Here is a 20,075-nt window from a genome sequence, read left to right as displayed (position 1 = left end):
GCGTCCAAGATAAACCTATTCTTTCTTTGGGGTAAAGAATGAGTGCCGTTTCAGATCTGGCTTTCTTTGCCATGCTGGTCAAGCATGGCAGCATGGCGGCGGTAGCGCGCGAAATGGGCGTCACGCCGCCTGTGATCAGCAAGACCCTGGCCAGCCTGGAAGCGCGGCTGGGCGTGCGCCTGCTGAACCGCAGCACCCGCCGCATGAGCGTGACACAGGAGGGCGAGCTGTATTTTGCCCAAGGCTCGCGCATCCTGGCCGAGCTCGAGGAGCTGGAAAGCACGGTGGCGGCCAGCCGCGCCGTACCGCGCGGCCTGTTGCGGGTAAATGCCAGCATCGGCTTCGGGCGGCGTCATATCGGTCCGGCGATTACTGCGTTTGTCCGCGACTATCCCGAGGTGGAAGTGCAGCTGCAGGTCAGCGACCGGCCCGCCAACCTGGCTGACACGGCCTTCGATGTGGGCATCCGCATCGGCGCGCTGCCCGATGCGCGGCTATATGCGCGCCGTATCGCGGCCAATGAACGCTGGCTGTGCGCGGCGCCCCAGTATTTGCGCGGTAAAATTCCGCTTGCCGTGCCGCGTGACCTGGCCCGCCACCAGTGCATCGTGCTGCGTGAAAATGACGCTGCCTACGGCCACTGGACCTTGTACCAGGGCCGGACCCAGGAAAGCGTCAAGGTGCGCGGCAAGCTCAGTACCAACCATGGCGAGATTGCGCTCGACTGGGCGCTGGACGGGCAGGGCATCGTGCAGCGCTCGCAGTGGGACGTGGCGCCGTATCTGCGTTCGGGCCGGCTGGTGCGCGTGCTGCCCGAGTGGAGCCTGGCGCCGGCCGACATCTTTGCCGTGTATCCGGAAAAGCTGAACCTGTCGGCGAGGGTGACGGCGTTTATCGATTTCCTGCAGCGCCATTTCGCTACCACCGCACGGCAGGACTGGTAAGCGGCCGCCGCCTGGCGTATGCTGCGCGTATTCACCGATTTACTCCATTTTTACAAGGAATACCCCGTGCGCTGCCTGGTCATCGAAGACGAAGCCGATACATCCCGTTATATTTGCGCCGGCTTGCGCGAGGCGGGCCACGACGTCACCGCCTGCGACAACGGCATCGACGGCATGCGCCTGGCCTGCGGCGAAGAGTGGGACGCCCTGATACTGGACCGCCTGCTGCCTGGCGAGCTCGATGGCCTGGCGATCGTCGCGCGCCTGCGCGGCCTGGGCCGCAATACGCCGGTGCTGGTGCTGTCGGCGCTGTCGAGCGTCGACGAGCGCGTGCGCGGCCTGCGCAGCGGCGGCGACGATTATCTGTCGAAACCGTTCGCCATCGCTGAACTGCTGGCGCGCATCGAGGCGCTGCTGCGCCGCGCCGCGCCGGTGCCGGACGCTACCCAATTGCAAGTGGCCGACCTGGTGCTCGACATGCGCACCATGCGCGTCACGCGCGCCAACCGCCAGATCGCGCTGCAGCCGCGTGAGTTCCGTTTATTGGAATACCTGATGCGCCACCAGGGACAATCCGTCACGCGCGCCATGCTGCTCGAAGCCGTGTGGGACTACCATTTTGACCCGCAGACCAACGTCATCGACGTGCAGGTCAGCCGCCTGCGCACCAAGATCGACAAGGAATTCGCGCCTGCGCTGATCCACACGGTGCGCGGCGTGGGCTATACGCTGGGCGTGCTCGATGGAGTGTAATGAGGCTGCGCGGAGGCGTCATGGCAGTGCATAATATACACCGCTCGATCGCCGCCCGATTGGCGCTGGGCTATGGCTTGCTGACGGCGCTGTCGATCGCGGTCGTCTGCGGCGTGTTTTATGTCGGCACCATCGGCGTGCTGGACCGCAGCGTGGATCACAAGCTGGTGATGCTGTCCGGGCGCCTGGCTTCGCTGTACGATGTGGGCGATGGCGGCGCCGCCGTTTCCGCTGAAATCGCCCATTTGCTGACCGACCGCACCGATAGCGACACCGAAATTTTCCTGCTGGTGGGCGCCGATGGCAAGCGCATCTCCGGCAACCTGTCCGCCTGGCCAGACCCGACCAGCCCGGTGGGCCGGCTGCTGCACCGCGAGGTGACGCGCGAAGGCCGCCGCGTGCCTGCGCGCTTGCTGATCCGCGACCTCGATGGTGGCGCGCGCCTGTTCGTGGGGCGCGACATGGAAGAGGGCGAATCGATCCGCAGCCTGGTGGTGCGTTCGCTGGCCTTTGGCGGTGGCGCAGCCGTGTTGCTGGCGGTGGCTGGTGCGCTGCTGTTCCGGCGCCAGCTCGAAGCGCGCATCGGGCGCATCCGCCTTACGGCGGCCGAAATCGAGGCTGGTGATTTGAGCCGGCGCATTCCCGTGTCCAGCGACGATGAATTCGGTTTGCTGAGCCGTGACATCAACCGCATGCTGGATCGCATCGAACACCTGATGGAAGGCGTGCGCCACGTTTCAAACGCGATTGCGCACGACTTGCGCACGCCGCTGGGGCGCATACGCAACAAGCTCGATGGCGCCTTGCGCGTCGCTGCCGAGGTGCAGACGCGTGAAGGCCACGCGCTGGCGGCGCAGGCGGCTATCGACGATATCGATGAATTGACGCAGGTGTTCGACAAGCTGCTGCAGATTGCCGCCGCGGAATCGGGCATGCGGCCCGAGAATTTCAGCGACATCGATTTACACCAGATCGGCGCTGACATCGTGGAAATGTACGAAGCCACGGCCGACGAGCGCGGCGTGCTGCTGGTGCAGATGTATGGCCAGGACGTGCCGGCGCGCGGCGACCGCAATCTGCTGGGCAGCGCGCTGGCCAGCCTGGTCGATAACGCCATCAAATATGCGGGCTCCGGTGCGACGGTGGAAGTGTCGGCCGGTACGGATGAAAACGGCAGCTGGCTGGCCGTGCGCGACAACGGGCCCGGCGTGCCGGCCGAAGAATTGCCGAAACTGACACAGCGATTTTATCGTCTCGACAAGAGCCGCCACCTGCCCGGCAATGGCCTGGGCCTGTCCATCGTGGCCGCCATCGCGGCTCTGCATGGCGGCAGCCTGGTGATCGAGGATGCTGCGCCTGGCCTGTGCATCCGTTTGCGCCTGCTGCGTTAGATGGGTCGCGTCAGGCTGGCCTCGCATGGCGCGGCCGGCCCTCACAACTGCACATTGCCGGCGTTTCTTGACTTCGATGCCATTTTCAACGCCGCGCCAGGCAAAAGCGCCGCGATGGGCGTATACTTGTCGGCGTTCTTAACCTGAAGCCGGTCATCCCATGTCAGCAACTTTCCCTACCTCGCGCATGCGCCGCCTGCGCGCAACGCCCCAATTGCGCGAGCTGTTCCGCGAAACCGAAATCAACGCGCGCGACCTGGTCCTGCCGATCTTCGTCGATGAAGGCAGCAGCGACTTTATCGAGATCGCCTCCATGCCCGGCGTGCGCCGTATCCCTGAAGCGAAGCTGGCGCAGGAAGTCGAGCGCTATGCGCGCGCAGGCCTGCGCTCCGTCATGACCTTCGGCATTTCGCACCACAAGGATAGCCACGGCAGCGACACGCTGAACCCGGACGGCCTGGTGGCGCGCATGTCGCGCATCATCAAGGACGCCGTGCCCGAAATGGTGGTCATGTCCGACACCTGCTTCTGCGAATATACGGATCACGGCCATTGCGGCATCCTGCATGGCGACACGGTCGACAATGACAGCACGGTGCTCAACCTGGGCAAGCAAGCCGTGATCGCCGCGCAGGCGGGCGCCGACATCATCGCGCCATCGGCCGCCATGGATGGCCAGGTGGCCGCCATCCGCAGCGCACTCGATGCGGCCGGTTTCCACGACACGCCCGTGATGGCCTATTCGACCAAGTTTGCATCGGGCTTGTATGGCCCGTTCCGCGATGCGGCCGGCAGCACCCTGAAGGGCGACCGTAAAACCTACCAGATGGATCCGATGAACCGCCGCGAAGCGATCCGTGAATCGCTGATCGATGAAGCCGAAGGCGCCGATGCGCTGATGGTCAAGCCAGCCGGCGCCTACCTGGACATCATCCGCGACCTGCGCGAAGTGACGCGTTTGCCGATCGGCGCCTACCAGGTCAGCGGCGAATACGCGATGATCAAGTTTGCCGCACAGGCAGGCGCCATCGATGAACGCCGCGTGGTGCAGGAAACCCTGGGCGCCATCAAGCGTGCGGGCGCTGACATGATCTTTAGCTATTTTGCGATGGATGTACTGACCAATCCATACTAAGAAATCGGCTTGAATAGGGCAGGGCGCGCCATTTCCGCTATGATGGCGCGCTGTTGAATAATAAGCTGCCCATGTCCCTGAAAATCTCCCGCATCCTGCACGCTGGTTATGTCTTTGAAAACGATGGCACGTCCATCGCTTTCGATCCCATCGTCGAAAATCCGTTCAGCCGCAACTGCCACGCGTTTCCCTCCGTGCGCTTCGAGCTGGAACAGGTGCGCAGCCTGCGCCTCGATGCGATCTTCATCTCGCATTTGCATGACGATCATCTGTCGCTCGACAGCCTCGATCAATTCGACCGCAGCACGCCCATCTACTTGTATTGCGTGTTCGACGAGCTGTTCGCGATGATCAAAGCATTGGGCTTTGCGCAGGTGCACCGCCTGCAGGTCGATCTGCCGGTGCAGGTGGGCAGCATCGAGATTATCGCGCGCCGCGCGTTAGACGATGATGTCGATTCCCTGTTCCAGGTGCGGGCGGCGGGCCTGAATGTCTTGAACGTGGTCGATTCCTGGATCGGCCCTGAAACCATCGCGCAACTGGCGGCCTACGCGCCATGGGACATGGTCTTGTGGCCCTTCCAGACCATGCGTGAAATCGCCGTGATCGCGCCATCACGCGCCATTCCAGGTCCGGTGGAGCTGCCCGACGACTGGCTGCCGCAGCTGCGCGCGCTGGCGCCGCGCTACATCGTGCCCAGTTCCTGCCAGTTCGTGCAGGAAGACTGGTCCTGGTATAACCACGCCATGTTCCCCGTCAGCTATCGCCAGTTTGCGCAGGAAATCGGCGCCGCGCTGCCCGATGCGCAGATACTCAGGCTCGATCCATCCACCTCTGTGCTGCTCGATCGCGAGAGCTTGACACCCGCCGCGCCGCTGCCGTGGGTGATCCCGGTGGGGCCGCAGGATGTGGACTTCGATTACCGGCCCGGCTTGATCCCGCCCGCCACGGCGGACATCGCGCGCCGCTTCGCGCCCTTGAGCGAGCCTGACGCCGCGCTGGTGCTGGATTTTTGCCGTGAGGGCTTGCTGCAGCGCTATCGCGACATGGAACTGGCTGAGGACAGCTATTTCCAGGCGCCGCGGCTGTGGCGCTTGTCGTTGTATGGCCATGACGGTGCGGCCACCGTGCTTTATTACCGCACGCATGGCGACCAGATCGCGCTGGTGGAACAGACGGACGAGGCGCCCGGCTGGACTACCGAAGTACCGCTGGTGAAGTGCCATGCGGCGCTGGTGCTCGGTGAATCGCTGACGTCGATGTATATGCGCATCAACGATCATGCTTTCGATGCGGCCACGCAGGCGCTGCTGGACGAAGCCGATATCGTTGACGATCCCTTGATACGCTGCCTGTTCAACGACGCCATCGGCGCTTATCAGGCGGCGCAACTCCAGCGTTTGCTGGCACGGCCAGCCGAAAAATCCACGACGCGGTAAGATGGCTGTTTTACGTAATGTTGAACAAGGAACCAACCACCATGGCACATGACAACAACACTGAAACCGCCATCCTGGCAGGCGGCTGCTTCTGGGGCGTGCAAGACTTGCTGCGCCGTTATCCGGGCGTGCTGACTACGCGCGTGGGCTACAGCGGCGGCGACGTGGCCAACGCCACCTACCGCAACCATGGCACGCACGCCGAAGCTATCGAAATCGTCTTCGATCCAGCCGTCATCAGCTATCGCAAGATCCTCGAATTCTTTTTCCAGATCCACGACCCCAGCACGGAAAATCGCCAGGGCAATGACCTGGGCACCAGCTACCGCTCGGCCATTTTCTACACCAGCGAAGCGCAAAAGCAGGTAGCGCAGGACACCATCCGCGATGTCGATGCTTCCGGCCTGTGGCCAGGCAAGGTCGTCACGCAAGTGGAAGCGGCCGGCCCATTCTGGCAAGCAGAGCCCGAGCACCAGGATTACCTGGAGCGCTTGCCAAATGGCTATACCTGCCATTTCGTGCGCCCGGACTGGGTGCTGCCGCAGCGCGGCTAACAAAGCCTGCTTGTTTTATCCAAACGCCCGCTTAGCCGGGCGTTTTTATTTCTGCTCTCTATCTGCACAATCTTTGCGACAGATCAAATGGTGTTGCCACGTTTCGCCAACAAACCGCTTTCTGATGGGCGTGCATAAAACTCCCGAAATACAAGGCAATAATGTGAGTATATTGACATTAAAATTGCACCTATGATGGTTGCAGAGTGCCGAATGACTTGCATGTAAGCTCACCTTCGGCAAGGCCATCGCCAGCGCCTGTCGCGATCCGCGATCTCTTTCATGGCTCAGGAGTCATCACCCGAAAAGGAGTAGATAATGGCAACACCTGAACAAAACGTGGTCGAACACCTGTATCTGACGGCCGGCAATCTGGGCTCGCCCGGTGCCCCGATCCTGAATCTGGCTGTGCTGTACAACTCGGCCGATGGCGCGCTAAGCGGCGAGGCGCTGATTGCACAGGCCATCGCTCCACCAAATGGCCGCGTGGTGATCCGTCCCGTCAGCGGCCACGCGCACGGATTGGGTTTGCAAAATTACACGCGTGTGTTTACCTTGAGCGGCGAATATACGGTGTCCGTGCCGCCACCCGCCATCGGTACCTATCTGGCCAAGTTCACGGCTACTTTCGTCACCGATAATGACTGGACAGGCCGCGGCACCTTCACCTATGGCGATCAAGTCGTGAAGGATGTGCCGATCAAACCACGCGGATAATCGAAACATCGGCATCTTGCTATATTGATACACCGGCGGCGTTCCTGACAGGGCGCCGCCGTTTTCACGTCTGGGCTCCTGCCTGAAAAGCGGCGTATCATGAGCGAAAAACGCATGAAGGAGACAGCATGCATCATCCAAAAGACAGGACAGCAGCATGACGGCGGCGCGCTATCAAAGCGGCTTTGGTAACGAATTTGCCAGCGAAGCACTCGCTGGCGCCTTGCCGCAAGGGCAGAATGCGCCGCAGCGCGCCCCTCTGGGGCTGTATGCGGAGCAGTTGTCGGGTACGGCGTTCACGGCGCCGCGTGCGCAGAACCGGCGCTCGTGGCTATACCGTATCCGCCCCGCCAGCCAGCACCGGCCGTTTGCCTTGCTGGACAATACGCGCATCGTCAGCGATTTCCATACGATGCCCCCCACGCCGCCGAACCAGCTGCGCTGGGACCCGTTGCCGCTGCCACCGGCACACGCTGAAACGGATTTCATCGATGGCCTGGTGACGATGGCCGGTAATGGCAGCGCGCAGGTCATGAGCGGTTGCGCGATACACCTGTATGCAGCGAACCGGGCTATGCAGCGTTGTTTTTATTCGGCCGATGGCGAATGGCTGATCGTGCCGCAGCAGGGCAGGCTGGTCATTTTCACGGAACTGGGACTGATCGAAGTGGAACCGCAGGAAATCGCCGTCATACCACGCGGTGTGCGTTTCAGGGTCAGCCTGCCGGACGGCCAGGCGCGCGGTTATATCTGCGAGAATTTTGGCGCCGCTTTCCGCCTGCCTGAGCTGGGACCGATCGGATCGAACGGCCTGGCCAATGCGCGTGATTTTCTCACGCCCCATGCGGCCTATGAAGATATCGATGGCGAATGTGAACTGGTCGCCAAGTTTGGCGGCCATCTGTGGCGCACGACGCTCGATCATTCACCGCTGGACGTGGTGGCCTGGCATGGCAATTACGCGCCATATAAATATGATTTGCGCCGCTTCAATACGATAGGCTCGATCAGCTACGACCATCCCGATCCATCGATTTTCCTGGTGCTGCAGGCGCCCAGTGAAAACCCGCAGCTCGGTGCGATCGACTTTGCGATATTCCCGCCGCGCTGGCTGGCCGCCGAACATACCTTCCGTCCGCCATGGTTTCACCGCAACGTGGCCAGCGAATTCATGGGCCTGATCCATGGCGTGTATGACGCCAAGGCTGCCGGTTTCGTGCCGGGCGGCGCCAGCCTGCACAATTGCATGTCAGGCCACGGCCCCGATGCGTTAACCTTTGAAAAAGCCTCGCACAGCGATACGGCCACGCCGGTGAAAGTGGGCGACACCATGGCTTTCATGTTTGAAACCCGCAGCATCCTCCGGCCCACGCCGTTTGCACTCGATGGCGGCTTACTGCAAAACGATTATTTCGAATGCTGGCAGGGGCTGCGCAAGCATTTTCGTCCTTAGTCTTCTTCATCCCAGGTGACAGCCGACGCCATGCCCGAGGCTATCCCATCGCCGGCATGCGCGCGCAGTTGCAGCACCATCAGCGCCATGCCCAGCATGAGCGCACCTGCGCAGAGTTTCTTTTTCATCGTCTGTCCTGTCCCAGAGTGTTGGTGTTGCAATGCGGCATATATCCTCTATTATATTGCCACTTCCATCAGAGCGGGCTGATCAAATTGCCAAGCGTGCTCTACAATAATGGGCCTTGTGCGTTTGCACTGCAATAATTTGCTCAATAGTATGTGAAGGGAATGACTAGCCTGTGACTTCCAAGCCGATCAAGATAGCCGCCACCATGGTCGTGGCGCTGGCCGCCGGTGCCGGCATCTACACATTCATGCGTCCTGCCGCGACCAGCACGCCTGCTGCGCCCCATGCAGGCGCTCCTGCCACAACGCCGCAAGGCGCCGTAGATGCTGCTGCCATTTCGGCGCAATTGCGCGACTTGCTGGCCAATTTCCGCAAGATCATCGTCTTGCTGGCCGATGAGCAATCCTTGCCGGACGGCGCCCGCGACCAGGCGCGCAAGGTGGGGCAAAGCCTGTTCCATGAAAACCAGGAGCGCATCGCCAAACTTGATGCCATGCTGGACCAGCTGACGGCATCAAGCAATCCGGGCCGCTTCGAGGCGCTCGACAGTCTGCTGACGTATATCGAATCCGATACCGGCCTGTACGATGCGGACCGGCTGGCTTTTCGCGAACTGCTGCAAAGCATGCTGGCCGATGTGGCCAGGGATGGCTCCTTGCCAGCGATCAAGGTGCACAAGCGCATTTCGGAAGACCTCGATGCGCTGGGCGAGATCGAGCGCAATTATGAAAAGGAAATCCGCCAGATCTTTGGCAACTTGGGCCAGCGCGCGATCGAGCTCAAGCGCGAACGCTGGGACGATTATGTGGCGCACCTGAAAAAATTGTATAACCGCGAGCAAATCCTCAAGGAAAACGGCATCGTCGTGCCGTATGCCGTGCCTCCTGGCGGCGAGATTAAACCTGAGGTGAAAAAAGACGAAGCGGAAATCTTTGGACTGGGTTTGCCAAAGAAAACCATCGTGCTGAGCTTTGACGACGGCCCGCACCGCCGCTACACGGAAGAAATCAGCGCAATCCTGAAACAATATGGCGTACCGGCCGTGTTCTTCAACGTGGGCCGCAACCTGGGTTCCATCGATGCGGAAGGGCATGCCAAGCTGGGCGCAAACGCGGAAGTAGCCCGCAAGCTGATGGCTGAAGGCTATGCCGTGGGCAACCATAGTTTCAGTCATGCGCAATTATCGAAGGAGACGGGTGACAAGCTGAAAGGCGAAATCCTCGGTACCGACACCTTGCTCAAAGCCATCAGCCCGGACCGCGCCGCGCTATTCCGCTTCCCGTATGGGGCGCGCAATAGCGAGGGCATGGCGGCATTGGCCAGTGCCCATCTGAAATCGGTGATGTGGAATATCGATTCGCTCGATTGGGCCGACCCCGTGCCCAGTTCCATCACGAACCGGGTGCTGGCCTCGGTCGACAAGGCGGGGCGCGGCATCATTTTGTTCCACGATATTCATGAACGCACGGTAAAAGCCTTGCCAGCCGTGCTGGACCGCCTGGTGGCGGAAGGTTATCAATTCGCGGGCTGGGATGGCACGAGTTTCCAGGTGGCGAAAAGCACGGTGCCGGCAGCTGAAAAAGTGCCTGTCAGTACGGGTTACGCCAATTCCTGGGCCGTGGTGATCGGTATCGACGATTATGCCAGGTGGCCCAAGCTGCAATATGCGGTGCGCGACGCCCAGAGCGTGCGCGAAACCTTGATCGACAAGTTTGGTTTTGCCGCCGAGCGCGTGGTGACCCTGAAAAACGCCGAAGCGACGCGCAATAATATTCTGGCCGCCTTCCATGACAAGCTTGCCCATGGCGGCGTGCAAAGAAATGACCGCATCTTCGTCTTCTTTGCCGGCCACGGCGCCACGCGCAAACTCAGTTCGGGGCGCGACCTCGGCTATATCGTGCCGGTCGATTCCGATCCGGCGCAATTTGCCACGGACGCGATACCGATGACGGAAATCCAGAATATTGCCGAAAGCCTGACGGCCAAGCATGCCTTCTTTGTGATGGATGCCTGTTACAGCGGCCTGGGTCTGACGCGCGGCGCCGGTTCCACCAATTTCTTGCGCGATAATGCCAAGCGTATCGGCCGGCAAATGCTGACAGCGGGCGGCGGCGACCAGCTGGTCGCCGATGGCGGCCCGAACGGCCACTCCGTCTTCACCTGGACTTTGCTGCAAGGCCTGGCCGGCAAGGCCGACTTGAACGGCGATGGCTTGATTACGGCCACGGAACTGGCGGCCTATGTGGCGCCGGCCGTGTCCAGCGTATCGAACCAGACGCCAGCCTTTGGCAGCTTGCCCGGTTCGGAAGGGGGCGACTTCGTGTTTGAATTGCCGGCCGAAACGGAATTCCTCAGCCCTAATACGACGCAGTTGTCGACGGAAGCGATTGCCCTGAACAGCAAGCTGGACGCCAAACCGGCAGCTGCCAGCGTCACGGTCAAGGACTTGCAGGGCGGCGAGCAAAAGATCGTCACGCCAAGCGCCGTGCCGACCTCGGCGCGCCAGCTGGCGCAAAGGGCCAACGACCGTGGCTTGCAGCTGTACAAGGAAAAGCACTACGCACAGGCAGAAGCGCAATTTACGGAAGCGCTGAAACTGCGGCCTGACTTTGCGCTGGCGGCCAATAACCTGGGCTTTGTTTTCTACAAGCAGGAAAAATACCGCGAAGCGGCCCGCTGGTTTGAAAATACCGTCAAGATGGACCCGTCGCGTGCGATCGCCTATCTGAACCTGGGTGACGCTTACGCCAAGGCCGGCGATGCAGCCAAGGCCAGGGCGGCTTACCAGACCTATCTGGAACTGGCGCCGACCTCGGCCACGGCGCCGGCCGTGCGGCAAAAGATGGAGAAGCTGTAGCCGTATCAGGGGGCGGTGCGCAGCAGTTTATTGACGGCGGCCAATAAGCTGGTGCCAGAGGTGGTGATGAAGCGTGCGCCGGCCGCTTCCGCCTCCGTGCTGTACAGGGCCGCCGTGTCCTTGTTGCAGTAAATGATGACGGGCAGCTCGGGTTTCAGCTGGCGTGCCTCGCGCACCGTGTGCACGCCTGCATCTTTGACGGCGCTGCCATTTTCCAGGCGCGCCATATCCGTGATCATCAAGTCGTAGGCTTTCTTTTGCAGCATGGCCAGCGCCTGCCGGCTCGCCACGGCCTGGTCGACCTTGATATTGTCCCTTTCCAGCTGTTCCACCAGCAAGGTGTTCTTGCTGGGATGGTCATCCACCCACAGCAGATTATTGAGTGGCTTGACGGCCGCGGGCAGGCTGGCCATGGCGGACACGGCGTCTGCGCCACCTGGCGGCGGCGCCACCAGCAGCCGTGTCACCGCTTCCTGCAAGTCGTCCAGCGATTTCTGCTGCAAGCGGCTCAGTTCGGCCACATCGATTTCCTTGCCGCTTTCCAGGCGTACCGATTCATTCTTGACGATGCTATCGGCCCGCTTGATGATGATGGACAGGTAGATGCGCGTCAGCAGATAGCCGATCAGGAAACCATGCACGGAAAAGAACAGCATGATGCCGCCCACCACGGCCATGCCGGTAGGTGCATCGACGCCCAGGCTGGGGGCGATGAAGGCGGCCACGCCGCGGGCCGTGGCCGGCAAGGACTTCAGTTCGATCAAGCCCACGCCGACGATGATCTTGGTCAGCCAGTCCGATACTTCCACCAGATTGGAATTGATTTCCATCGGCGTTGGCGTGCCAAGGAACAGGGTATTGCTGGTATTGCCCGAAGCAATGCTTGTGCTGGCAGCAGGGGCGCCGTCGTTGGCGTGCGCTTCGGGGGGCGCGACATTGACTGTGCCCGATGGCAGGGTGCGGGGTATGCCGAATAAAAATCCCAGCAACATGCCGCTGACGCAAAAGCCCAGGCTCCATAGCAGGGCGGGCACGGCCCGGTATTGCGGCGCCAGCGCGGCGCCAGCGATCACGGAAACGATTCCCGCCAGCAAGATGGATAACAGGATCAGCGGTAGCACGTCTTTCTTGCGGGGTGCCAGGGCTGGCCGGCTGCTAGTGCTGATGGTGTCCACGAAAGCTCCTGAATTTGCTGACAATATTGAATCCGGAGAAAGCCGCATCCCGTATATAGTCGGGGTAGCTGCTTTCATCATAAAAACTGGGGGCGTAATGCGATTGATAAAAAGCAAACTGGCGGCAGCTTTAAGCCTGGCATTGCTGGCCATGGCCTCTGATGCGGCAGCCGAGGTAGAAGATGAGGGGCGCACGGTAAGAGTTAGCGGCCATTACGACAATGCCGTCGGCACCTCGGATGCGGCCAGCCAGGGTGTCATCACTACTGATCTGATCGTCAATCGGCCTGCCTTGCGCACCGGTGAATTGCTGGAATTCGTGCCGGGGCTGATCGTTACCCAGCATAGTGGTGACGGCAAGGCCAACCAGTATTTCCTGCGTGGTTTCAATCTCGACCACGGCACAGACTTTGCCACCTATGTCGACGGCATGCCCGTCAATATGCGCACGCATGCGCATGGACAGGGTTATTCCGACCTCAACTTCCTGATCCCGGAACTGGTGCAGCGCATCGATTACAAGAAGGGACCGTATTTTGCCAGCGAAGGCGATTTCGCTTCGGCCGGCAGCGCGCATATCCGCCTGGCCGACAAATTGCCGCAAGGGCAGGCCAGTATCTCTGTCGGCCAGCATGGTTATCTGCGCGGCGTAGTGGCCGATTCCGTCGATGCGGGGCAGGGCACCTTGCTGTACGGCCTGGAAGTAAACCGCAACAATGGCCCCTGGGACAGCCCGGAAAACGTCAGAAAATATAGTGCTCTGCTGCGCTACAGCCAGGGCACGCAGGACGATGGTTATAGCGTCACTGCCATGGCTTATCAAAATAGCTGGAATTCCACCGACCAGATACCGCAGCGCGCGGTGGATGCCGGCCTGGTCGGCCGCTTTGGCGCGCTCGACCCCAGCGACGGCGGCAACACGGCGCGCTACAGCCTGTCCTATGCCATGCGCAAGCGCACCGATAACCGGCTGTTCGAGTTCGACGCCTATCTGATACGTTCGCGGCTGGACCTGTACAGCAACTTCACCTATTTCCTGAATAATCCCGGGCAGGGCGACCAGTTTCAGCAAAGCGAACGGCGCACGGTGGCCGGTTTCAATATGAGCGAAAGCTGGAACACGCAGCTGGCGGGCCTGTCTATGCGCAACAAGCTGGGCCTGCAAGGCCGTTATGACTGGCTCTCGCCGGTAGGCTTGTATGACACGCTGGACCGCGTGCGGCAAAGCACGGTGCGTGAAGACACGGTGCGCGAGGGCAGCCTGGGCCTGTATGGCGAAAGCACCGTGTTATGGCTGCCGTGGCTGCGCTCGGTGGCGGGCCTGCGTTATGACGCTTACCGTTTCAATGTGAATAGCAGCATAGACGGCAATAGCGGCACGGCCAGCGACCATGTGTTTTCGCCCAAGCTCTCCCTGATCTTCGGTCCCTGGAGCAAGACTGAGTTGTTCGCCAATTATGGCAAGGGCTTTCACAGCAACGACGCGCGCGGCACCACGCAAACGCGTTTGCCGGACGGTGGCGTCTCGACACCGGTCACGCCGCTGGTGCCTACCAAGGGCATGGAACTGGGGGCACGCACGGAATGGCTGCCGGGCCTGCAAAGTTCGCTGGCGCTCTGGCGCCTCGATATCGCCTCGGAATTGCTGTTCGTGGGAGACGCCGGGGAGACGGAACCGAGCCGCGCCAGCCGCCGCCACGGCATCGAATGGAATAACCACTACATCGCCGCGCCGTGGCTGCTATTCGACCTGGACCTGGCCGCCTCGCGCTCGCGCTATACGCAGGACGACCCGCTCGGTAACTATATCCCCGGTTCGATTGACAAGGTGGCTTCGTTCGGCGTGACGGTGAGCGACCAGGGGCCATGGTCGGGCGCCTTCCAGCTGCGCTACTTCGGTCCGCGCCCTTTGATCGAAGACAACTCCGTGCGCTCCGCTTCGACCACCCTGGCGTATGCGCGTCTGGCCTACCAGCTCAACCGCAAGACGCGCATCTCGCTCGATGTCTTCAACCTGTTCGACAAGCGCGCCAGCGACATCGATTATTACTACGCCTCGCGCCTGCCCGGCGAAGCCGTCAATGGCGTGAACGACCGGCATTTTCATCCGGTCGAACCAAGCTCGGTGCGTTTGAGCCTGGCGTATGCTTTTTAAGTTCTTTTGAGTTTGCCCTGGCGCTTGCGGCGCCAGATCAACACTCCCGTCACGCTCAGGCCCGTCACCGCCACGCCCATGGCGCAGATAAACAGTTTGAAGGGCCAGCCCCACATCGACGCCATGTGCAGCGCGCTGATCCAGCTGCGGATGGTGTCGCCGCTGGCCGTGCCGGTCGGCAGCCAGCTAGTCACCAGCTTGCCGCTGGCCGCGTCAAAGATGACGGTGGTCAGTCCCTTCTGTTCGCGCACGTCGCGGCTGCTGCGCACCTTGTAGCTGTACAGGCCCAGAGCGCGCTCATACGACAGGGCGTTTTCTTCGATAATCGAAAAGTGCTGCTGGTCCGCCAGCGCGGCCATCAGCACGCGGCCCTGGATGCGCGCCGCTTGCCAGTCCAGCTGCGGCCCCTGCGTGGGCGTATGCTGCGCCACGACTTCCTCGGTGGGCTGATGGGGAAAAATGGGCTTCATCACGGCCGCATAGACGTCATACAGATTGAAGGCCACGCCGCTCCAGGCAAACACCAGCAGCATCGCCCACAGCCATAATCCACCTGCGCGGTGCAGGTCGAACACCAGTTTATAGCTGCCGGCGTGGCGGCGCAGCAGCCAGGAAGGGCGCCAGCGCTGCAGCCATGGCTTGGCGCCTGGCGCGCGTTTTTTCAGGCGGGCAGGGAAGGTCAGGGCGGCGCCGATAAAGCAGTCCACTGTCCACAAGATGGCGATCAGGCCAAAGATCAGCAAACCCGTGTCGCCCAGCGCCAGCGCGTAATGCAGGCGTTCGATAAAGGGCAGCAGGTTGATCAGGCCCTGGTTGATCTCGCCCCAGCGGCGCTGGCCCAAAATCGCGCCTGTGTACGGGTCGACAAATACTTCATCGCTGGCCAGCGGCGCATCGTCGCGGTGGGGCAGGTAAAACTGCATGCTGTGGCCGGCAGGCGCCGACAGCGGTGCGTAGCTGATCTGCGCCTGCGGGAAGTGCGCCGCCACCCGCTCGCGCAGCAGCAGGGCGTCCAGCGGCACCGCGCCCGGCGCGGGCGGCGTGACCCTGAAGACGCCCGGCAGCAGCGCGCCTTCCAGTTCATCCTTCCACGCCAGCAGACTGCCCGTCAGGCCGGCCACGATCAAAAAGCCGGCCATCAGCAGGCCGGCATAGCGGTGCAGCGCTGCCAGGACGGGGCGCATCTGAAGCGGCATCAGAAGCGGTACATGGCGCTGACGTTGGCCGTGCGTTCTGCATTGCGGTAGCACAGGCCGGGCAGGTAGCCGCAGTCATACAGCGACTGCTTGTTCAGCAGGTTGTTGACGTTGAGCGAAAACTGCCACGGCCCCCGCGTCACGCCCAGCGCGGCATCCCATTGCGTGATGCCGCCATTGCGGATATTGAGGTTGTCGCCATCGGAATTGGAACGCATGGCGCCCAGGAAGCGCATGCCCAGCGCCGCGTAGGCGGGCAGGGTATCGGCTACCTTGAATGCCTGCCGGGCCCAGGCTGACGCGCTGTGGCGCGGTGCGCCTGGCTGCTGCAAGCCCTGGTCGCCATTGGTGCTACGGTTGATGTTGGTGTCCAGGTAGGTGTATTGGGCGATCAGGCTCAACTGGCTGGCGAACTCGGTGCGCGCTTCCAGTTCCAGCCCGCGCGAAGTGACTTGCCCTGTCTGCAGCAGGAAGCCCGGATTGCCGATGGCGGCGGTGGAGACATTGTTACGCACCAGGTCAAATATGGCCGCCGTGTAGCTGGCGCGCTGGCCCACGGGTTCATAACGTACCCCCGCTTCCACCTGCTTGCCGCGCGATGGTTTCAGTGCGCCGCCATCGATGGCCTTGCCCAGTTCGGGCGAAAACGAGCTGGCATAGCTGATATACGGCGCCCAGCCATTCTCGAACAGATACACGGCGCCCAAACGACCGGTGGTGGCCGATGGCGATAGTTCGTAGTCGGGCCGCACCGCGCCGGTGAGCACGCTGGTGGTGGTTTGCGACTGGTTAGCTTTGTCGCGGCGCAGGCCTGCCGTGACCACCCAGCGGTCCCATTTCAACTGGTCTTGTGCATACAGGCCAAGCTGGCGTGCAGGCGCGTAGACGATGGTGGGATTTTTAGAGGGCTGCTTGAGCTGCTTTTCATACACGGGATGGTAAAGGTCGAGCGGCGCGATAAAGCCTACCTGGTAAATATAATCGTCAGTATTGCGGAAGTTCGCATAGTCCATACCCAGCAAGACATGGTGGCTCAGGGCGCCGGTAGCGAACTGCGCCTGCAACTGGGTGTCGGCCAGCACGCTGGTCGATTCCGTGTCGACCGGACGGAAGTAGCGTTTGACGATGCCATCGTCGCTCAGGCCCAGCGGGAACATGTCGGTGCGTTCGTTTTTCAATCGCGTGTAGCGCAGGTTCTGGTGCAAGGTCCAGGTATCGTTGAATTTGTGTTCGAACTCGTAGCCCAGCATGGTGTTGCTGCGCTTGAAACGGTTGTCGTAGCCCATCAGGTTGACGTGCGGATCGACCTGGCCGCGCGGGCCTGGTTCCAGCAGCTGGTTGGGAAACGCGTATTGCTGGTTGTCGCGTTCATGGCGCGCCAGCAAGGTCAGGCGCGTATCGGCATCGGCTTGCCAGGTCAGCGAGGGCGCGAAATACAAACGGTTGTCGCTGTCGTGGTCCAGCCGGGTATTGGCCTCGCGGCCCAGCATGACGACTCTGTAAGTCCAGGCGCCTTGTCCATCGATGGCGCCGCCCACGTCGGCTTTCAGCTGGCGGCGCTGGTAGCTGCCGTATTCGATGCCCACTTCACGCACCGCGTCTGCGCTGGGGCGCTTGCTGACGGCATTGACTACGCCGCCCGGCGGGATTTGACCATACAGTACCGAAGCGGGGCCGCGCAGCACTTCCAGCCGTTCCAGGCCATATGGCTCGATACTTGCCCCGAAAGTGCGACCAGAATTGCGCAAGCCGTCTTGCAGGATGCCGGTCGTCTCTATCGTAAAGCCCCGCAGCAGCGAGGAATCGTCACTACCCAGCGGGCGCTGGTTCGGCGTCACGCCCGCCGTGTAGCGCAGGGTTTCATCGAGCGATTCGGCATTGCGGTCACTGATTTCATCTGCCGTCACCACCGAGATCGATTGCGGATTTTCATTCAGCGCCGTATCAGTCTTGGTGGCTGAACCGCTGCGGCGCGCCACATAACCGCGCACCGGGCCGGTGGCCGTTTCACGGTCCGTCGTGGCATTGATGGTGATGGCGGGCAGGGTGGCGGCCGTGGTGTCACTCGATGCCATGCTGGCCGCCGCCGATGCAGATGTCGCTTCGGCGCGCAGTGCATACGCACCATTTGCACCGGCCACCAGGCGCAAGCCCTGGCCGCGCAACAAGGCCTCAAAACCCTGGCGCACCGTGTAGTTGCCCGTCAAACCCTGGCTGCTTTTACCTTGCAACAGCGCCGCATCGGCTGACAATTCCACCCCGGCTGCGCTGGCAAAGCTGGTCAGTGCACGTTCCAGCGTACCGGCCGGTATCGCGTACGGGCGCTTGGCTGCCGCGCTGTCCAATGTTTGTGCGTGGGTGCTGGGCGCCGTGACTGCCAGGGTGCCATAGGCGGCACCGGCGAGGAATAGTGCCTGGATAGCGATGGCAAGGGCAGAGGGACGCAGATTGGTCGGCGCAGGCGTGCGAGCTGTCATGAAGGGTGTCCTTTGTACGGTGAGAAGAAATGTTTGTTCTTCCCGTATTCCGAACGAGACAAGAAAACCCTCAACTTATTTTCAACTCATTTGGATTTATTTTTTCATGCTGGCTGGCGCGCACCTACCGTAACCCAGAAACGCGTGCGGTAGCGCACTTGCACGGGCAGGCTCAAAGCCAGGTTTTCCAGCGAGCGGTCGATGTCGTGCAAGGAATATACGCCCGTCACACGCAGATTGGCCACGTCTTCATCACAACGCAGCAGTCCATGGCGGTAGCGGCTGAACTCCGCCACCAGGTCGGCCAGGCGCATGCGTTCGACCACCAGCCTGCCTTGCGTCCACGCCGCAGCGCTGTCGTCGACGGCTGCTACTTCGTGCACGGCATGCATGCCATAGCTGCCGCGCTGGCCCGCCCGCAAGCGCACGCCGGCCATATTTGCCTGTGCCGGCCATAGTTCGACCAGTCCCTGGAACACAGCCACCTTGCTCACGCCATCGCCAGCGCGCACGCTGAAGCGCGTGCCCAGTGCTGTCGCCGTGCCTTGCTCGGTCTGCACCAGCAGCGGCCGGTGGATGGCAGCCGTATCGGGCGCGCTGGTAACGAGAATGGCGCCGGTGCGCAGGATGATGCGCCGTTCGTGATCGTTGTAGCGCACATCGATGGCGCTGGCGGTATCGAGCACCACGTGCGTGCCGTCAGCCAGCAGCACCGCGCGCACTTCACCGAGGGCAGTGCTGTAATCGGCGGTACTGCGTTTCCACATGTTGGACTCGTGCAGCAGGAAGGCAGAGCCGCCGCCGGCGATCACCAGGCCTAGCAGCTGCAGCGCACGGCGGCGATCCGCACCGCCAGGGCGTGGCGGCTTGGACAGCGCGCCGCGCACCACCACATTCGGGATGGTGTCGAATTGCTGCGTGAAGCGTTGCAGCCTGTCCCAGGCCCGTTCGTGTTCAGGGTGGGCAGCGCGCCAGTCGGCGCAGGCGATGGCGTCTGCCTCGCTGGCGTCGTCCGACCATAGCCGCGCCATCCATTCGGCCGCGCGTTGCATGATGGCTGGCGAAATGGGGGTATTGTCGGCCTGGCTGTTCAACATGCTCATGCTTGCTGCGCCGCGCAACAGGCCAGCAGCGCGCGCACCATGTATTTTTCCACCGACGATACCGAGACATCGAGGCGCAGCGCTATCTCGCGGTAGTTCAGGCCCTCGACCTTGCATAGTAAAAAAGCCTCGCGTACCTTGGCCGGCAGCCGCGCCAGGATGGTATCGATTTCCACCAGCGCTTCGATGATCAGCGCGTGCATTTCCGGCGAGGGGACGGCCGTTTCCGGCATGGCGCGCACCGCTTCCAGATAAGCGGCCTCAATATGCCGGCGCCGGAACAGGTCGACCACCAGGCCGTTGGCGATCTGCGCCAGTTGCTGGCGCGACTCTTCGGGCTGGGGAGCGCTGCCGCGCGTGATGATGCGCAAATAGGTATCGTGCGTCAGGTCGGCCGCATCGAAGGCATTGCCCAGCTTGCGGCGCAACCAGCCCTGCAGCCAGCCATGGTGGTCGCTATAAAGCACTTTGATTTGCTGATGCAGTTCCAATTCGGGGTGAACCATGCAAGCTTCCTGTGCCATGGTCCGGCAGGACGGATGGACTTCAATGCAATTGAGAATGATTCGTATTGTATCCCGAAAGTGCTGTCAAAGG

Annotated in this window: 16 protein-coding genes; 10 read left to right on the top strand and 6 right to left on the bottom strand. The window is 61.7% G+C overall.

All coding sequences use genetic code 11. The annotated features are described in order from the left end of the window. Positions 1–38 precede the first annotated feature (38 nt). From HDE75_RS11210 to hmgA, 8 genes are all read left to right on the top strand, one after another. Positions 39–944: a LysR family transcriptional regulator gene (locus HDE75_RS11210; RefSeq protein ID WP_183677666.1), complete on the top strand. Its 906-nt coding sequence runs from the start codon at positions 39–41 to the stop codon at positions 942–944. Between the two features lie 18 nt (positions 945–962). Beyond that, positions 963–1,697 (top strand): winged helix-turn-helix domain-containing protein, encoded by a 735-nt coding sequence (locus HDE75_RS11205; RefSeq protein ID WP_221291845.1) that lies wholly within the window; start codon positions 963–965, stop codon positions 1,695–1,697. Between the two features lie 20 nt (positions 1,698–1,717). After that, a complete protein-coding gene (locus HDE75_RS11200; protein WP_183677668.1) occupies positions 1,718–3,088 on the top strand; it encodes a sensor histidine kinase in 1,371 nt (456 codons plus the stop codon). A gap of 160 nt (positions 3,089–3,248) precedes the next feature. Continuing rightward, positions 3,249–4,223 (top strand): porphobilinogen synthase, encoded by a 975-nt coding sequence (hemB, locus tag HDE75_RS11195; RefSeq protein WP_183677670.1) that lies wholly within the window; start codon positions 3,249–3,251, stop codon positions 4,221–4,223. Positions 4,224–4,294: 71 nt separating this feature from the next. Further along, on the top strand, positions 4,295–5,662 hold the full coding sequence (locus HDE75_RS11190) for an MBL fold metallo-hydrolase (protein WP_183677672.1): 1,368 nt from the start codon (positions 4,295–4,297) through the stop codon (positions 5,660–5,662). Between the two features lie 41 nt (positions 5,663–5,703). Beyond that, positions 5,704–6,216: a peptide-methionine (S)-S-oxide reductase MsrA gene (gene msrA / locus HDE75_RS11185; protein ID WP_183677674.1), complete on the top strand. Its 513-nt coding sequence runs from the start codon at positions 5,704–5,706 to the stop codon at positions 6,214–6,216. A gap of 318 nt (positions 6,217–6,534) precedes the next feature. Continuing rightward, positions 6,535–6,933 (top strand): DUF1842 domain-containing protein, encoded by a 399-nt coding sequence (locus HDE75_RS11180; protein WP_183677676.1) that lies wholly within the window; start codon positions 6,535–6,537, stop codon positions 6,931–6,933. A gap of 157 nt (positions 6,934–7,090) precedes the next feature. Further along, complete coding sequence (gene hmgA / locus HDE75_RS11175) at positions 7,091–8,386, top strand: homogentisate 1,2-dioxygenase (RefSeq protein WP_183677678.1); 1,296 nt, start codon at positions 7,091–7,093, stop codon at positions 8,384–8,386. On the opposite strand, the gene HDE75_RS26745 is transcribed toward hmgA, so the two are convergent. Then, complete coding sequence (locus HDE75_RS26745) at positions 8,383–8,514, bottom strand: hypothetical protein (protein ID WP_260173950.1); 132 nt, start codon at positions 8,512–8,514, stop codon at positions 8,383–8,385. The two genes, hmgA and HDE75_RS26745, sit on opposite strands and share 4 nt — an antisense overlap. 173 nt (positions 8,515–8,687) lie before the next feature. Here HDE75_RS26745 and HDE75_RS11170 point away from each other — a divergent pair, with 173 nt between their 5' ends. Beyond that, a complete protein-coding gene (locus HDE75_RS11170; RefSeq protein ID WP_311735101.1) occupies positions 8,688–11,372 on the top strand; it encodes a polysaccharide deacetylase family protein in 2,685 nt (894 codons plus the stop codon). Between the two features lie 5 nt (positions 11,373–11,377). Here the strand turns inward: HDE75_RS11170 and HDE75_RS26945 are convergent, their stop codons facing one another. Further along, positions 11,378–12,547 carry a response regulator gene (locus HDE75_RS26945; protein ID WP_183677680.1) on the bottom strand — a complete coding sequence of 390 codons (1,170 nt, stop codon included), beginning with the start codon at positions 12,545–12,547 and terminating at the stop codon, positions 11,378–11,380. Positions 12,548–12,644: 97 nt separating this feature from the next. Between HDE75_RS26945 and HDE75_RS11160 the strand changes: the two genes are divergently transcribed. Then, positions 12,645–14,702 carry a TonB-dependent receptor gene (locus HDE75_RS11160; RefSeq protein ID WP_183677682.1) on the top strand — a complete coding sequence of 686 codons (2,058 nt, stop codon included), beginning with the start codon at positions 12,645–12,647 and terminating at the stop codon, positions 14,700–14,702. Here HDE75_RS11160 and HDE75_RS11155 read toward each other — a convergent pair. The 4 genes from HDE75_RS11155 to HDE75_RS11140 form a co-directional block, all read right to left on the bottom strand. Next, positions 14,699–15,886 carry a PepSY-associated TM helix domain-containing protein gene (locus HDE75_RS11155; RefSeq protein ID WP_183677684.1) on the bottom strand — a complete coding sequence of 396 codons (1,188 nt, stop codon included), beginning with the start codon at positions 15,884–15,886 and terminating at the stop codon, positions 14,699–14,701. The genes HDE75_RS11160 and HDE75_RS11155 overlap by 4 nt on opposite strands. Positions 15,887–15,897: 11 nt before the next feature. Beyond that, positions 15,898–18,375, bottom strand: a complete 2,478-nt coding sequence (locus tag HDE75_RS11150) for a TonB-dependent siderophore receptor (RefSeq protein ID WP_183677686.1) — start codon at positions 18,373–18,375, stop codon at positions 15,898–15,900. Between the two features lie 104 nt (positions 18,376–18,479). After that, entirely contained in the window at positions 18,480–19,478 is a 999-nt protein-coding gene (locus tag HDE75_RS11145) for a FecR domain-containing protein (protein WP_183677688.1), read from the bottom strand. Then, the gene (locus tag HDE75_RS11140; RefSeq protein ID WP_183677690.1) at positions 19,475–19,984 is read right to left on the bottom strand and encodes a sigma-70 family RNA polymerase sigma factor; all 510 of its coding nucleotides are present in this window, start codon (positions 19,982–19,984) and stop codon (positions 19,475–19,477) included. The genes HDE75_RS11145 and HDE75_RS11140 overlap by 4 nt, the downstream gene beginning before the upstream one ends. Positions 19,985–20,075: the final 91 nt, after the last annotated feature.

Source organism: Janthinobacterium silvisoli, assembly GCF_014200725.1.
Taxonomy (GTDB): Bacteria; Pseudomonadota; Gammaproteobacteria; order Burkholderiales; family Burkholderiaceae_D; genus Janthinobacterium.
Note: the sequence above shows the minus strand (reverse complement) of the source record. Positions and strands in the feature narration are given on the sequence as shown.